Origin of the sequence: Bacillus cereus group sp. BfR-BA-01524, from assembly GCF_022662595.1 — a bacterium.
GTDB classification, from domain to species: domain Bacteria; phylum Bacillota; class Bacilli; order Bacillales; family Bacillaceae_G; genus Bacillus_A; species Bacillus_A thuringiensis_S.
In genome coordinates this window covers 1-15,471 of the sequence record NZ_JAKUDW010000119.1, presented here as the reverse complement: position 1 = coordinate 15,471, position 15,471 = coordinate 1, and the positions used below count along the sequence as shown (strand labels likewise).

Genomic DNA, 15,471 nt, shown 5'->3' with positions numbered 1-15,471 from the left:
ATTTGGCGGTGCCCTTGCACCATTCGCAATTTTATTCTCGCTACCATTCACAATTATTGGGGCTCTTGTTGCCTTATTAATCTCTGGTGAAACATTAAGTGTATCTGCAATGATTGGGGCGCTTATGTTAATCGGTATCGTTGTAACAAACGCAATCGTGCTTATCGACCGCGTTATTCATAAAGAAAATGAAGGTTTATCAACACGTGAAGCTTTATTAGAAGCTGGTGCAACACGCCTTCGTCCGATTTTAATGACTGCGATTGCAACAATCGGGGCTCTTATCCCGCTTGCATTAGGATTTGAAGGTAGCGGCTTAATTTCTAAAGGACTTGGTGTAACGGTAATTGGTGGATTAACAAGTTCAACATTATTAACACTTCTTATTGTTCCAATCGTTTATGAAGTATTAAGCAAATTTAAAAAGAAAAAAACAAAATAGCAAAAAAATAACCTCGCTAACTGCGAGGTTATTTTTTATTCCCAAACAAGATTAAGAAATCACCGTATCCTTCTTTTTCTAACTCCCCTTTCGGGATAAATCGAAGAGCTGCGGAATTAATACAGTAACGAAGTCCATTCGGTCCTGGACCATCTGGAAATACATGTCCAAGATGTGAATCTCCTTCTTTACTTCTCACTTCTGTACGTGTCATATTATGACTCACATCCATCTTTTCTTTCACACTTGCTGACATAACTGGTTTTGTAAAACTAGGCCATCCACATCCACTATCAAATTTATCTAGAGAAGTAAACAACGGCTCACCTGAAACGATGTCTACATAAAGACCTTCCTCTTTATGGTTCCAATACTCATTTCGAAATGGTGGTTCTGTACCATTTTCCTGCGTTACATAAAACTGCATCTCATTGAGTTTTTCTTTTAAATGAGCATTATCCTTTGGCCAATGTTGCTTAATAAAAGCATCTCGTCCTGAGCCTTTACGATATAACTCATAACGGAATGTATTTTTCTTATGATATCCTTGATGATATTCTTCAGCTGGATAAAATGTAGCTGCTGGCAATATTTTTGTCGCAATTGGTTTTGAAAAGCGCCCACTCTGCTCAAGTTCTTCTTTTGAGGCTTCTGCTTTTTTATGTTGTTCTTCATTATGATAAAAAATCACTGTTTCATAAGACTGTCCGCGGTCGTGGAATTGTCCTCCAATATCGGTCGGATCAATTTGTCTCCAATATATATGTAACAATTCCTCATACGGCATTTTGTTTGCATCAAATGTAATTTGTACCGCTTCATAATGTCCTGTTGTTTCTGAGCACACTTCTTTATACGTTGGGTCCTCTTTATGACCGCCTGTATAACCTGAAACAACTTGTATAATTCCCTCCATCTCTTCAAATGGAGAAACCATACACCAGAAACACCCTCCAGCAAATGTAGCCACTTCTACCTTTTCATTTACAGCCATTACTTCACCCCTATTCTATATTCTCCTTACAGTATGGCATAAGGAACATAATGTTATAAAAGAAAAAGCATCGAACATCGATGCTTTTTCTCTACTTCACTTTATTTCGTTCCAACATCCTTCTCCATTTCATCACTTGTCACATCTAGGACATCTAATAAGAAAATGAAAATTGGAATACCGATAATCAGTCCCCATACACCTAAGAAGTGCTCTGAGAAAATTAATACCATAAAAGTATAGAAAATCGGTAAATTTGTTTTTTGCGACATAAACTTCGGATTTAATACGTAACTTTCAAGCGCATGAATCACTGTTACGATAATTAAAATATAAACAACGTACATAATACCGCCAATATTGTAAGCAATCATACAAAGTGGGAATAACGAAATGATAACCCCCGCTACTGGAATTAAGCCAAGCAAGAAAATCATTAACGCTAAACCTAATAATTGCGGGAATCCTAATATCCATAATGCGATAACTGAAAGAACACAGTTAACAACAGCAATTAAAAATTGTGCTTCGATTACCTTTCCAAATGAGCGTGCAAATTTCTTTCCAAAGTACTCAATTTCAGTATAGAAAATTGCAAGCCTGCTTTCTTTAAACTTTGCAGTAAAACCAACAATACGAGATTTTTCTAGTAAGAAAAACAAACTCAAAATTAAAGAAAGTAAAACTTGAAGGCCAAATTTACCAACATTCGTAATCGATTTATACAAAATGTCTACGCCTTGTCCTACATATTTAGAAAGCTCCATATGATTGACAGCATTAACTGCATACCTAATTAGTTCACTATCTGGTGGGTTTCTTAAAAATACATTGAATTGGTAAATCAATTGTGAAATTTGTATCGTTAATACTGGTAAATATTTAAATAGCGTAATAGCAATTCCACCAATTAACATTACATATAGAAATGCTATAATAATTTTTCGATTAATAGGCATGAAATGATCTAATTTGCGGGAAATAAACTTTTGGAATCGATCCATTAAATACGTGAGAATAAACGTAATTAATATTAAATTCAACATACTTTGCAGCCCGTATAACACGAGAGCAAGTATTACTAATACGAGTAACCTCTGAAATCCTTTGCTTTGAAACAGGTTTTTTATTTGCATAATCGACGAATACTCTCTCCTGTCCTATAAACTAAAACGTTAATAAGTAGATTTCTCTCTCTTTTCTACTTTTAATTATTCATTCATATTAAGATTTTTATAAACTCATTATATGCCTACCTTAACAGGTATATAGTAGCTTACTTCTTATTTTACAATACAATGACCTAATTCAAAACGTATTCTACATAGTATTAATGAAGATTTAAGGAAACTTACATTTTTTTAAATAGGTCTTACCACTACTGTAACATAAAAAGCAAGCTATCAGTAGAAATCTGTCCTACAAATAGCTTGCTTTTCTTATTTTTTAAGTAAGTTTTACTATCCAATGAATGGCATGAACATTGGGATGACAACTACTGTTACAACCCCAACTACCGTTACAGCAATACTTGCCATCGCTGCCTCTACCTCACCCATTTCAATTCCTACTGCAACTCCTAATGCATGGCCCGCTGTTCCAAGTGCTAAACCTTTTGCAATCGGATGTTTCACTCTAAATGTTTTTAAGAATAATGCTCCTAATGCATATACGATAACTGCGTTGAAAATAACCGCAAACGATGTAATTGCAGGAATACCACCAATACTTTCTGAAATTGGTAACGCAATTGCTGTTGTTGCTGCTTGCGGTAGCATTGAATTCATTACTGCTGTATCTAAACCGATTGCTTTTGCAACAATGAACACGACAATTACTGAGCAAATAGATCCAACCACGATAGCTGATAAAATTTGCCACCAATATTTTTTCAACTTATCAACTTGTTTATATAGTGGGATAGCGAATGCAATTGTTGCTGGCTCTAAGAAGAAACTAATCATTTTTCCACCAGTATTATATTCTTCAAAAGTAAAGTTACCTACCTTTAGAAAGACAATGCCTAATACCATCGCTACGAATAATGGTGTAAATAGGAAGAACCCTTTTGAATGCTTGAATAATAATGTTCCGATTCCGTATGCGATTAATGAAACGACGATTCCGAAATATGGAGTCATTGTGCTTGCCATATTCATTACCTCCTAACAATATATAAATGCAATGGTTACGCAACCTTTCCGTGCTTGCGTCCTTTATTTACTACTTTCAATTCTTTTGTATCTTCTGTTTCTTTTTCATCTTTTCCTAAAATGAATTGTGCAAATAATCCTGTTACAGCGAGTAAAATAACTGTTGCTACAACAATTACAGTTAAAATTTGTACAAAGTATTGCCCCATTACACCAAGAGAATTAATAACTGAAATACCTGATGGGACGAAAAGGAATCCGATAATACCGGTTAAAGCTGTTCCAAGTGATTCAACTTGCTCCAATTTAATTACTTTTAAACATAATAGACTAAATAAAATAACTAACCCGATTACCGATGAAGGCATTGGAATTGGTAAATGCGTTGCAATAATATTTGAAATTAACATAATAGCTGAGAATATAAATGCTTGTGATAAGAAACTATATACTTTTTTCGTACTCATTTTGGCCACCTCTTTCGATTTGGTACCTTTATTGTATAGGATATAAACACCCAAGTAAGCGTTTACATAACAGAACGTCAAATATACAGAATCAGTTACAAATATAAAAGGATGAAATACAAAAGCCGCTTCTTAAATACGAAGCAGCTTCTTGAGTTCTTTTGCATATGTACGGCTAACAGGTACTTTCGATCCTTCTTTCATGATTAAATTATAAGTAGAATTGAACCATGGCTGAATTTCAGTAATATGATTAATATTCGCAATAAAGCTACGATGGATGCGCATGAAGCTTGCTTGTGGTAACTTCTTCTCTAAAATTACAAGTGTATCATGTGTTACATACGTTTCCCTCATTGTTTTTACTGTTACTTTCCCATCTACAAGCCCTACATATATAATGTCTTCAATATTCACAAGTACGATTGATTCTTCAATTGGTAATGCTAATTTATGCATCTCTGCTGCTACATCTGTCCCCTTTATTTCGTGCTTCGTTTCTATTTGCGCTTGTTTTTGTTTTTTATACTTCTTTAATGTTTGCACAATACGTTCTTCATCAAATGGTTTTAAAATGTAGTCTAATGCATCTACTTCAAATGCTTGCAACGCATATTGATCATAGGCAGTAGCAAATACAATTGCAGGTGGATTTTTCATCTTCTTTAATATATTCGCGATTTCAAATCCGTTATCATCGGATAATTGAATATCTAAAAACACAATATCTGGTCTACTTTGCATTAGTTCTTCTAATGCATCTTCCACACAATCAGCCTCACCAACTATCTCAACTTCTTTCGTTCTCTCTAATAAATACTTTAGTTCATCACGTGCTAACATTTCATCGTCAACTACTAATACTTTTAACACCCGGCTCTTCCTCCCCTGCTTTTTTTGGAATAATAAAGGTAATCTCCGTCCCTTTATTTAATTCACTTTCGATATGAAGCATCGTTTCTTTCCCAAATAACCCAATAAGACGTTCATTAATATTATATAAAGCTGTTCCAGTCCCTTTCTTTGATGAAACTACCATCTTTCCTAATTGTTCTAAACGTTCTTCCTCAATTCCCTGTCCATTATCTTTTACTTCAAAGTGAACCATACCCTCTTTTTCAAAAACATGCACTTCCACTTCGCATATTGGTTGCTTCTTCGGAAAAGCATGTCGCAATGCATTTTCAACCAATAGTTGAAGAACAAATGGTGGTACTAAAGTTGTCTTTAGCTCATCCTCAATATACATCTTTACCTCATACTTATTTGGGAACCTTGCTTGTTCTAGTGATAAGTATGCCTGTACGTGGTTTAATTCTTGCTCTAGTGGAATCAATAACTGACGTGCCCCTTGCAAATTACAACGAAAATACACGCTAAGCTGTAATAATAACTTCCTTGCTTTTTCTACATCTGTTCGGCATAAAGCTGATACTGTATTAATCGCATTAAATAAAAAGTGCGGGTTAATTTGCGCTTGTAATGCTTTTATCTCCGCATCTTGAAGTAATTTACTTTGCAACTCAGCTTCTCCTAACTCTAACTGTGTGGAGAATATTTTTGCTAACCCTTCTGCTAATTCTTCTTCAACGCGACTTAACTGGTTAGAATTTTTGAAATACAGTTTTAATGTACCTATCGTATTTCCATGTGAAGTTAGTGGAATAACAATAGCGGCTTGTAAGGGACAGCTTTCATGTTGGCAATTAATAACCTCACGTGATTTCGCCTTCATTATTTGCCCTGTATGTAAAACTTCTTTTGATAAACCAGTTATTAAACTATGTGAAGGAATATGGTGATCTGATGCTAATCCAACGTGCGCTAATATTTTCTCTGTATCTGTTAAAGATACCGCATCCGTTCCTGTAAAGCGGTGAATAATTTGTGCCACATGCTTACACGATTCTTCTGTTAAGCCTTGACGAAAATACGGTAACGTTTTATCAGCAATACGCAATACTTTATGAGTCTGAAGTGCTTTTGCATTCTCCTCCTGACGCAAAATAGCTTGTATCATAGAAAGTAAAATAAAACTCCCAAAACTATTTACAAGAATCATCGGTATCGCTATTGTTTTCACAACGCTAATTCCATCCTCTATAATTAATAAAATCATAACCATTTCTAAAGATACGATAAAAACACTTAAAACTGCTGAAAACTTAGGAGTAATTGTACGATTATATTTTTTGAAAATATATCCGATATAACCAGTTATAATCCCCGCTAAAATAGAAGAGATTGCGCAACTTAGCGCTGTCGTACCACCAAGCATATAACGATGAATACCAGCAATAAACCCGACTCCAACCCCTACGATAGGGCCACCAAGTAAGCCACTAATACCAACACCCATAATACGCGTATTCGCAATTGTACTTGACGAAGAAACACCTTGTAACCAATTTTCATTCATAATCGTATTTCCTGCTATTTCAATCCCAGTGTAATTGCTTACAATTGTAAATACCGAAAAAATACAAATAAGCTTAAGCTTATCTACATAGCCGTCCTGTTTATGAAGGAGGCGCCTGAAAGTTTTAATATGAGAGAGTAAAAATCCTAAAATAACTATAAGTCCGACTCGTTCAATCATCATGAGTACTAAATTTAGCATCTTTGATTCATTCCTTTTTATTTAGTTAGTTTTATTATGGGAAAATAATGAAGCCGGCGTCAAGAAGAACGAAATGTTTTTTGAAATATTTTACACATAATAATCCCCTCTTTATTTGACAATACAATAGAAGAGTGCTAAAAATAAAGTAATATAATACAGTCCTTTAACCCAACCCCGTGAGGTTGAGAAGGAAGTCGGAATACAATATACGTATGTTCTTTTTTTGGGGATACGTATGCTTTTTTGGCCTTCTCATCATATCAGGTGAGAAGGCCTTTTGTTATTCTTCCATAGCGACTGTAGAAAATAAGGAGGAGTAATAATGAACGTCACTACTGATGTACATCAAACAACAGAGGAGACGAAAGCGAAAAGGTATAAAACATTATTTGGTTCTGCGCTAGGATATGCAGCAGAAGGTTTAGATATGTTGCTATTATCTTTCGTACTTGTCTATATTTTAAAAGAGTTTCACTTAAGTCCTGTTGAAGGTGGAAACTTAACATTAGCTACCACAATAGGGATGTTAATTGGTTCTTATTTATTTGGATTTATTGCTGATTTATTTGGACGTATTCGTACAATGGCCTTCACAATCTTACTGTTTTCACTAGCAACCGCACTCATTTATTTCGCAACAGACTACTGGCAATTATTAATTCTTCGCTTTTTAGTTGGAATGGGAGTTGGTGGTGAATTCGGAATCGGAATGGCCATTGTAACAGAAACATGGTCTAAAGAAATGCGCGCTAAAGCGACATCTGTTGTTGCACTTGGATGGCAATTTGGTGTACTAATTGCTTCACTCCTTCCAGCATTTATTGTCCCGCACTTTGGATGGAGAGCCGTTTTCTTATTTGGATTAATTCCAGCTTTACTAGCTGTCTATGTCCGTAAAAGTTTAAGTGAACCGAAAATATGGGAGCAAAAACAACGCTACAAAAAGGAACTATTGCAAAAAGAAGCTGCAGGTAAATTAACACCTACTGAAGCAGAACAACTAAAACATATAAAAAAATTCCCACTTCGAAAGTTATTTGCCAGTAAAAAAGTAACAATCACAACAATCGGTCTTATTATTATGTCGTTTATCCAGAACTTCGGATATTACGGAATCTTCACATGGATGCCAACTATTTTAGCAAATAAATATAACTATACATTAGCAAAAGCAAGTGGCTGGATGTTCATTTCTACCATCGGTATGCTAATTGGAATTGCAACCTTTGGTATTCTGGCTGATAAAATTGGTCGTCGTAAAACTTTTGCAATTTATTATATTGGCGGTACAGTATACTGTCTCATTTACTTCTTCTTATTCACAGATTCAACATTATTATTATGGGGAAGTGCATTGCTTGGATTCTTTGCAAATGGCATGATGGGAGGATTTGGGGCAATTTTAGCTGAAAACTATCCTGCTGAAGCTCGATCTACCGCAGAAAACTTTATTTTCGGTACAGGACGTGGGTTAGCTGGATTTGGGCCTGTTATTATCGGCTTACTCGCTACAGGTGGCAACCTACTTGGAGCATTGTCCTTGATTTTTATCATCTACCCAATCGGGTTAATTACAATGCTACTATGTGTACCAGAAACAAAAGGAAAAGTATTAGATTAAACGTAAAAGAGGAAGCAACTCATTTAAGATGCTTCCTCTTTTACGTTTTTATTTATTTTGATTTACCAGCCTTCTGAAATAAGAATGCAGTTTTATCTTCTTCTTTTACAATACCTTGTTTTAGTGCTAATTCTCCCGCAACTTTAGGCGCTAACCATAGCATTGGGAATAACAAAATTGATACCGGAACTGCCGTCACCACGATAAACGATTGTAGCGCATTAATGCTTCCTTCACCCATATATAAAAGAATTGCTGCAACTGCGCCCATAATAAGCGACCAAAAAATTCGCAAACTAATTCTAGGATCTCCGTCTCCAGTCACTGCCATCGAAATGGAATACGCCATTGAATCTCCTGTTGTCACTACAAACAAAATTGTTAATAAAAGAAATGCTGGTCCAATAATATTAGAAAGTGGCAATTGCCCTGTAATTGCAATCATAGCTGCCGGCATACCAGATTCGCTTAATGCGTCCGAGATAGACCCAGGATTCATTAACTCATAAAACACACCTGATCCCCCTAATATAGTAAACCAAAACGTTGTAATAATAGGTGCGATAATTCCAATTGCAACGATGATTTCTCGAATCGTTCTCCCTCTTGAAATTCGACTCACTAAAATTGTCATCATTGGTCCGTATCCAATAAACCATCCCCAGAAAAAGATTGTCCAAGATCCTAACCAACTTGTATCACCACGGTATGTGCTCATCGGTATAAACTCACTTACATAAAATCCAAACGAAGAAACAAACGAATCAATAATAAATCCACCTGGCCCAAATAGTAATATGAATGCCATTAATAAAATTGCTAATCTAACATTTAAATTACTTATAATTTGAATCCCTTTATCAATACCTGTTACTGCCGATATGGTAGACACGGCCACTACACAAACAATAATTGCTAATTGAGTAGTAAACACATCAGAAATTCCAAATAATTCTTGTAATCCATAACTTGCTTGTAAACCTAAAAATCCAATTGGGCCAATTGTACCTGCAGCTACCGCAATAATTGCAGCTGCATCAATTATCGTTCCAAGCAGGCTCTTTCTTAATTTTTCCCCAAAAATAGGATATAAAAGCGTTCGAGGTTTTAGCGGCATACCTTTATGATAATGTCCATACATCATAACTACCGCACTAATTGTACCTAAAATCGTCCATGCTAAAAATCCCCAATGCATATAACTTTGTGCTAAAGCAGGCATGACTGCTTCTTTCGTTCCAGCAGATATACCGTCATGTATTGGTGGCACCGTCATCAAATGGTACATTGGCTCTGCTGCTGCCCAAAAAACGCCACCTCCGGCAAGTAATGTAGACATAATAATAGCAAGCCATTTTGCCGTACTAATCTCAGGTTTTTCTAAATTACCTAGTTTGACCCTCCCATATTTCGAGAACGCCATACACATCGCAACAATAAATGTACCTAACAATAAAACTTGCCAGAAGGCACCGAAATATTTAATTGAAAAAGCAAAACTGGTATTAATCGCACTCTCTACATAATCCTTATTCAAAAAAACTGCAATTACAAATAATAAAAGTGAACCACCACTAATAATAAATACAGGCCAATCAGTTTTTCGACTCTTCATCCTCATTTACACTTCCTCCTTCCTCAGCAATCTAAAAAAACAACTTTATTATGTTTTATTGTTTAAACCCAAAACATAATAATTATATATGAATAATAATTTATCGTCTTTCCACATACTTATGTTGTCCCTAAAAATATGCCAAATCCCTTATTTAAAAGAAAAAATCTCTTCCTCTTACATAAAAAAGCAAAACAAAAGACCTTATATTTCTATAAGGTCTTCGAAACAGAAATTTGATTATAACATAAGGAACTCCTTGGTTCAAAAATCCTCTTCCAAAAATAACCGAGAGTAAAGGCTTCCATTTGCTACATAACAGTAATTTAAAAAAATTATATTTTGCAGAAAAAAACTGCACTAAATATTATTTATGAAAGAAATTTGGCTTCAAAACTTCATTCGGATACGGTTTATGATAAATATGAGTGGTAGCTGGAGATAGCGGTGGAATAAGCCACACCCAATTACCTGTTACAACACGACCGCAAGCAGCTTCTTGCTTCTCAAATTGCTGAAATTGTTGTGCAGCAGTATGATGGTCAACAATACTAACTCCTTGTTTTTTAAAAGAGTGTAGTACGGCAATATTCAACTCAATTAGCGCCTTATCTTTCCATAACGTACCGTTTCTCGATGTATCTAAATCCATCATCTCCGCAACAGCCGGAAGTAAATTATAACGATCATAATCCGCTAAGTTGCGCGCCCCAATCTCTGTTCCCATATACCATCCATTGAACGGAGCGGCTGTATAAGAAATACCGCCAATTTCTAAGCGCATATCTGAAATCATTGGAACCCCATACCATTTTGCTCCAAGTGATGAAATAGGGTATTCTGGGTGTTCAATTGGCACTTCTTTTACTTCTTCTCTCGGAATTTCTTTATATATAGGCGCCTGCCCGTTTATAGAAAACACAAGTGGCAATACATCGAAATTCGTACCTTCTCCTTGCCAGCCAAGCTCCTGACAAAAGTCCGTAAATGTAGCGGAATGAGAGTCACCGATCACTCCCATTTCTGTTTTATATCCTGCATATCGAATCAATTGGTGATTATAAATTCGTATATTATTTTCCTCACCTTGATATTGCTTAAAAATCGTAATGGTTGGTTTAACTTTTCCGTCGTTCGTTGCATATTTAATATGATGAATTAATGCATTATATACACCCTCTTCATCATTTACTTCGCGCGCATCTAATATGTGCATCTTACTCCAAAATAGTCTTCCAATACATCTATTACTGTTACGCCATGCCATTCGTGAACCATGAACAAGTTCTTCAAATGTATGCTCATATGTCCCTGTCTTCTCTATCTCAATTTGAACTTCTTTTATACGTTCTTCTATCAATTGTTCTTTATGAAGCTCCTTATAACAAATCGTAATAAAATTACTTGCTTCCTCTATTAATTGTTTCGTTTTACTCATAAACAATCTCCTTCTATTTCAACAAAACCTTGCTACTTTACAGTATAAGCAAAAAGGATAGGAGTCACAAATGAAATTGAGAGTGTTACTTTTATTGTAATATTTTTCAGAAAATTAACAGACTTACTATTGACTTATATGGAAAATGAGTGTATTTTTGACTCAGGTAAAGTATTTTTACCTAGACCAACTTTTAAATAGAAAGGAGGTAATCTTATGTCTTCATTCCAATTGCCAAAGCTTTCATATGACTATGATGAACTAGAGCCACATATCGATAGCAATACACTTTCCATTCATCATGGAAAGCACCATGCGACATACGTAAATAATTTAAATGCTACTTTAGAAAATTATACTGAATTACATAATAAATCTTTAGAAGAATTGCTATGTAATTTAGATGCTTTACCGAAGGAAATTGTTACGGCTGTACGAAATAACGGTGGTGGTCACTATTGTCATAGTCTTTTTTGGGAAGTGATGAGCCCACGAGGTGGCGGTGAGCCTAATGGAGACGTTGCAAAAGTAATTGATTATTATTTCAATACCTTTGACAACTTAAAAGATCAACTTTCCAAAGCAGCTATTAGTCGTTTTGGAAGTGGCTATGGATGGCTTGTTCTTGACGGTGAGGAACTCTCTGTTATGAGTACACCAAATCAAGATACGCCTTTGCAAGAAGGGAAAATCCCCTTACTCGTAATTGATGTATGGGAACATGCTTATTATTTAAAGTATCAAAATCGGCGCCCAGAGTTTGTTACCAATTGGTGGCATACAGTAAACTGGGACCAAGTAAACGAGAAGTATTTACAAGCAATTCAATCGCAAAAACATTAGTCGTACGTATAAGGTAAATTTGGTAATGTAAAATCAGTATTGTCGAAATCCTCCAGAATCCCCCGGATTGCCACCGGGGGATTTATGATTACTTCATTGTATTTATATAATGTTTTAAAACATTTTTTATTTCTAGTTTCAGCTCTCGGAATAAAAATCCGGATTCACGAGCCTTTCCATTATGTAACGTACAGTTAGTTACTTCATTATAAGGAGCTATATTTTCCTCAACTTCCTGGATAAGTGCTTTTATTCCCGTCTTCTCTTCTATGAAATGAATAATTTCTTCCGTAGAAACTACTCCGTTACTACAGGCGTTAATTGGTCCTTTCACATTTTCCATTCCGCACCAAGCTAGAAACTCTCCTGCCTCTTTTTCATGTATAAATGACAAAGCTCCATCTATATAATCCACAACGATAGGGTTTTGGTTCACAACACATTCAACGTAAAATTGTAACCTTTTCGTATAGTCATTTTCTCCAATAACAACTGGAAAACGCACTGCAACGACTGGGAATGTTGCATATTGAAATAAAACCGATTCGGCTAATCGCTTTCCTTCACTATAATTAAAATCATTCCTATCTCCATATGTAATTGCATATTCGTATGGATTAAAGTCCTCTTCTAACAAGCTTAATGCAGGTTCATAGACAGCCATTGAAGATGTCATAATATACTTCTTCGTTTTTTCTTTCAAAACTTCACATACCATTTTCGCTGCATTTGAACTATAGCATAAATTATCGTATACAATATCATAACTTTTTCCTTCTAGACGCTTTTCTAGTAGCTTTCCATCTTCTCTATCAACAATTATTCTTTTTACTGCGCTACCAAAAGAATCTTCAGTAACTCCCCTCGTGGCAATTGTTACATCGTGTCCAGCTTGCAAAAGGTACTCTACTAAATGTTTACCAAAAAACCTTGTTCCTCCTAGCACCAACACTTTCTTCAATTTCATCATCCCCATTTTCATGATTTATGAGATACCACCTTTTTTATTATAAAACGCTAATATATAAAAAAGCATGAAATCAGTTTAACGATTCCATGCTTTTATGCAGATCATATATTAACGTACTCGATATTTATAAATACAATAACAGAAGTACAAAATAGAAATTACTGATACATAAACCCATAGTTCATATACGGATCCCTCTCCCCATACTCCCATAAAATAAAATAGTGAAGGTAAAGTCAATGTTACCCATGATTGTACGAAGGCAATCCTTCCAAGATATTGATTGATATTCTTCTTTTGTGTATTTAGCACAAAGAATAAATACCAAAGTAATGCCCACATAAACCACGTTAATGCATTAACAACATCATGGAATTGAACAAATGAAACAACCATATAGAATAAAGCAATAATTGCTACCCAAATACAAAACCATCCTAGACCACTACTATCCATTCCTTTTATAAAAGTAACACCTACATATAAATAAGTTAATCCAAATAAGAAAGTAGCCGCATATGAATACACTGTCCAATTGCTTTGGTCAGAAATCATGATCAAATAAAACGGAATAATAATTTGTAGTGCACCCACAAATAAATTAAAAACACCCGCACTTTTCATCTCTGCTTTCCCTAATATAACAAGACTATTTAAAAATAAAGCTGCCCCTGAAAGTAATAATCCTACATAACCCATATATATTCGTGTGAAAATCTTTACCTTTCACACTTTTAACCTCCCCACACTATAAAGTGATACTTATATTATTTTTCTTCTCATTTAAAACTACATACATAATTTTTCATCCAAATAAGTCAGACCTCCTACCTTAAAAAGGAGCGAACTTAAAACGCTTTCAATAATAAATAATCCTATCAAAACATGAACTAGGATTCCTTGATTATAAACGGACTCTAGCAATGATACAAGTGTTGGAATACTTTTCAATAATCCGCTTTCAATTTCTATAAAAAATTAATAAAATAATACATTCCTCTATCTCATTCTACTACCTTCTAGCATAAGATATTGTAAAATCATATCATTTTAAGAAAGGTTTGATATTTATGCCTCTTCATTATCCAAATCATTCTGTTTTTCACTCTACAGGTGTGTTAACAAGAGAGCCTGCAACTATTTCAGCAGTCGTAAACATTGTAAATTTAGATGCATATTACGCTCACTATGTAAATATAGAAGTGTGGGATTGGTCTAATTATTCTAATCCTGTAAAGTTACCTGTATTAATTGGTGAAAATGTAGAAGTAGAATTCCCATATGTTTTACAAGGCAATCATCTCGCAGTCTTTTATGCTAATTTAGATGAGACTGTTGATTTGTATGAAATACGTATTTCTTATCCCGCTCACTCCAATATTATTGCAAATTGTTTCGGACGAAGTCTCCCACCATATACAAGTCAAGAGGGAAACACAGTATATCACAAACAACTTGTTCGAATTCATTAATTCCTCCTATTATGTAATAGGTGGTGGTCCGTAATACATTCTTTCTTATAAGAAAATTGTATTACGGACCTAAAACGCGATAGTACCCCTTAGCAGTTTTTGATTGTTTCAAACCCTCAATTTTGTATAAGGAATAGGCTTGATTCAAAACCTTTAATTTCTTTTAATAAATTTACATATGCTCGCTGAAATTGCTCTTGTGTTGCTGACTGATCATAAAGTGAAACTTTAATTAGTGGGGGATTTTACGGACAGTTGATCCCCCATCTATATCCTTTCCGATAATTTTCCTGATTTATAACAATACCTCTGTAGCACTTTTCAATCTTCATTCACTTACTACTAGGCTATATTAAATACAATTTCGTTCTAAAACGAGAAATAGAACGCATACTTAATAATCAATACCTTTACTTACATTGAAAATATTGATTCCTACATGTGTTGCCAGCCAAATATTCCCATAAAATAGCGAACGTTCTTTTCTAGGTTCGCTAATAAACTTAATAGAAAATGAATATAAAAAATGACCTCTTGCTTTTATGCAAAGGTCATTTTTTTATATTCATCATTAAACTTCTAAATAGCCATTTTTATTATTTGATTGCCATTTCCAAGAATCTGCACACATTTCTTCTAATCCACGTGTTGCCTCCCAGCCTAATTCACGCTTTGCTTTCGATGCATCAGCAAAACATACTGCCACATCACCTGGGCGACGCTCTGTAATTTTATAAGGAACTTTCTTGCCCGAAACTTTTTCAAACGCTTCAACCATCTCTAGTACACTATAGCCCATACCTGTGCCCAGGTTATAAGCATCTACTCCTGTT

Annotated in this window: 15 protein-coding genes; 4 read left to right on the top strand and 11 right to left on the bottom strand. The window is 34.9% G+C overall.

Annotated features, from left to right (window positions below):
• Nucleotides 1-442: efflux RND transporter permease subunit (locus tag MR170_RS26765; RefSeq protein WP_242310041.1), on the top strand; the 442-nt coding region annotated here is incomplete at its 5' end.
• 28 nt (nucleotides 443-470) lie between these two features.
• Here the strand turns inward: MR170_RS26765 and msrB are convergent.
• From msrB to lytS, 6 genes are all read right to left on the bottom strand, one after another.
• Nucleotides 471-1,436, bottom strand: coding sequence for a peptide-methionine (R)-S-oxide reductase MsrB (gene msrB / locus MR170_RS26760; protein WP_016079565.1), 966 nt, complete (start codon nucleotides 1,434-1,436; stop codon nucleotides 471-473).
• Between the two features lie 101 nt (nucleotides 1,437-1,537).
• On the bottom strand, nucleotides 1,538-2,572 hold the full coding sequence (locus MR170_RS26755; protein ID WP_001166013.1) for an AI-2E family transporter: 1,035 nt from the start codon (nucleotides 2,570-2,572) through the stop codon (nucleotides 1,538-1,540).
• Nucleotides 2,573-2,896: 324 nt separating this feature from the next.
• A complete protein-coding gene (lrgB, locus tag MR170_RS26750) occupies nucleotides 2,897-3,589 on the bottom strand; it encodes an antiholin-like protein LrgB (protein WP_000168869.1) in 693 nt (230 codons plus the stop codon).
• Nucleotides 3,590-3,624: 35 nt separating this feature from the next.
• Nucleotides 3,625-4,056: an antiholin-like murein hydrolase modulator LrgA gene (lrgA, locus tag MR170_RS26745; protein ID WP_000104901.1), complete on the bottom strand. Its 432-nt coding sequence runs from the start codon at nucleotides 4,054-4,056 to the stop codon at nucleotides 3,625-3,627.
• A 132-nt stretch (nucleotides 4,057-4,188) separates the two neighbouring features.
• Nucleotides 4,189-4,929, bottom strand: a complete 741-nt coding sequence (locus tag MR170_RS26740) for a LytR/AlgR family response regulator transcription factor (RefSeq protein ID WP_000921848.1) — start codon at nucleotides 4,927-4,929, stop codon at nucleotides 4,189-4,191.
• Complete coding sequence (gene lytS, locus MR170_RS26735) at nucleotides 4,907-6,676, bottom strand: two-component system sensor histidine kinase LytS (RefSeq protein ID WP_050844777.1); 1,770 nt, start codon at nucleotides 6,674-6,676, stop codon at nucleotides 4,907-4,909. The genes MR170_RS26740 and lytS overlap by 23 nt, the downstream gene beginning before the upstream one ends.
• A 325-nt stretch (nucleotides 6,677-7,001) precedes the next feature.
• Between lytS and MR170_RS26730 the strand changes: the two genes are divergently transcribed.
• Nucleotides 7,002-8,300, top strand: a complete 1,299-nt coding sequence (locus MR170_RS26730) for an MFS transporter (protein WP_098640336.1) — start codon at nucleotides 7,002-7,004, stop codon at nucleotides 8,298-8,300.
• 52 nt (nucleotides 8,301-8,352) lie between these two features.
• Here the strand turns inward: MR170_RS26730 and MR170_RS26725 are convergent, their stop codons facing one another.
• Nucleotides 8,353-9,921 carry a BCCT family transporter gene (locus tag MR170_RS26725; RefSeq protein ID WP_242310038.1) on the bottom strand — a complete coding sequence of 523 codons (1,569 nt, stop codon included), beginning with the start codon at nucleotides 9,919-9,921 and terminating at the stop codon, nucleotides 8,353-8,355.
• A gap of 361 nt (nucleotides 9,922-10,282) precedes the next feature.
• Nucleotides 10,283-11,353, bottom strand: a complete 1,071-nt coding sequence (locus MR170_RS26720) for a nitric oxide synthase oxygenase (RefSeq protein ID WP_242310036.1) — start codon at nucleotides 11,351-11,353, stop codon at nucleotides 10,283-10,285.
• A 216-nt stretch (nucleotides 11,354-11,569) separates the two neighbouring features.
• Here MR170_RS26720 and sodA point away from each other — a divergent pair, with 216 nt between their 5' ends.
• A complete protein-coding gene (gene sodA / locus MR170_RS26715; RefSeq protein WP_000094037.1) occupies nucleotides 11,570-12,196 on the top strand; it encodes a superoxide dismutase [Mn] in 627 nt (208 codons plus the stop codon).
• Nucleotides 12,197-12,284: 88 nt separating this feature from the next.
• Here the strand turns inward: sodA and MR170_RS26710 are convergent, their stop codons facing one another.
• Together MR170_RS26710 and MR170_RS26705 are read right to left on the bottom strand one after the other, a co-directional pair.
• Entirely contained in the window at nucleotides 12,285-13,178 is an 894-nt protein-coding gene (locus MR170_RS26710; protein WP_242310033.1) for an NAD-dependent epimerase/dehydratase family protein, read from the bottom strand.
• A gap of 96 nt (nucleotides 13,179-13,274) precedes the next feature.
• Nucleotides 13,275-13,865, bottom strand: coding sequence for an AmiS/UreI family transporter (locus tag MR170_RS26705; RefSeq protein WP_242310031.1), 591 nt, complete (start codon nucleotides 13,863-13,865; stop codon nucleotides 13,275-13,277).
• 371 nt (nucleotides 13,866-14,236) lie between these two features.
• On the opposite strand from MR170_RS26705, the gene MR170_RS26700 reads away from it, so the two are divergent.
• Nucleotides 14,237-14,638, top strand: a complete 402-nt coding sequence (locus tag MR170_RS26700) for a hypothetical protein (protein WP_016079559.1) — start codon at nucleotides 14,237-14,239, stop codon at nucleotides 14,636-14,638.
• A 571-nt stretch (nucleotides 14,639-15,209) separates the two neighbouring features.
• Here MR170_RS26700 and MR170_RS26695 read toward each other — a convergent pair.
• The coding region (locus MR170_RS26695) for a GDP-mannose 4,6-dehydratase (RefSeq protein ID WP_242310029.1) at nucleotides 15,210-15,471 on the bottom strand (262 nt) is incomplete at its 5' end.

Bases quoted from the DNA above. Each gene is read 5' to 3' on its own strand.
- msrB (WP_016079565.1), bottom strand. From the start codon at position 1,436: ATGGCTGTAAATGAAAAGGTAGAAGTGGCTACATTTGCTGGAGGGTGT.
- MR170_RS26755 (WP_001166013.1), bottom strand. From the start codon at position 2,572: ATGCAAATAAAAAACCTGTTTCAAAGCAAAGGATTTCAGAGGTTACTC.
- lrgB (WP_000168869.1), bottom strand. From the start codon at position 3,589: ATGGCAAGCACAATGACTCCATATTTCGGAATCGTCGTTTCATTAATC.
- lrgA (WP_000104901.1), bottom strand. From the start codon at position 4,056: ATGAGTACGAAAAAAGTATATAGTTTCTTATCACAAGCATTTATATTC.
- lytS (WP_050844777.1), bottom strand. From the start codon at position 6,676: ATGCTAAATTTAGTACTCATGATGATTGAACGAGTCGGACTTATAGTT.
- MR170_RS26730 (WP_098640336.1), top strand. From the start codon at position 7,002: ATGAACGTCACTACTGATGTACATCAAACAACAGAGGAGACGAAAGCG.
- MR170_RS26725 (WP_242310038.1), bottom strand. From the start codon at position 9,921: ATGAGGATGAAGAGTCGAAAAACTGATTGGCCTGTATTTATTATTAGT.
- MR170_RS26720 (WP_242310036.1), bottom strand. From the start codon at position 11,353: ATGAGTAAAACGAAACAATTAATAGAGGAAGCAAGTAATTTTATTACG.
- sodA (WP_000094037.1), top strand. From the start codon at position 11,570: ATGTCTTCATTCCAATTGCCAAAGCTTTCATATGACTATGATGAACTA.
- MR170_RS26710 (WP_242310033.1), bottom strand. From the start codon at position 13,178: ATGAAAATGGGGATGATGAAATTGAAGAAAGTGTTGGTGCTAGGAGGA.
- MR170_RS26705 (WP_242310031.1), bottom strand. From the start codon at position 13,865: ATGGGTTATGTAGGATTATTACTTTCAGGGGCAGCTTTATTTTTAAAT.
- MR170_RS26700 (WP_016079559.1), top strand. From the start codon at position 14,237: ATGCCTCTTCATTATCCAAATCATTCTGTTTTTCACTCTACAGGTGTG.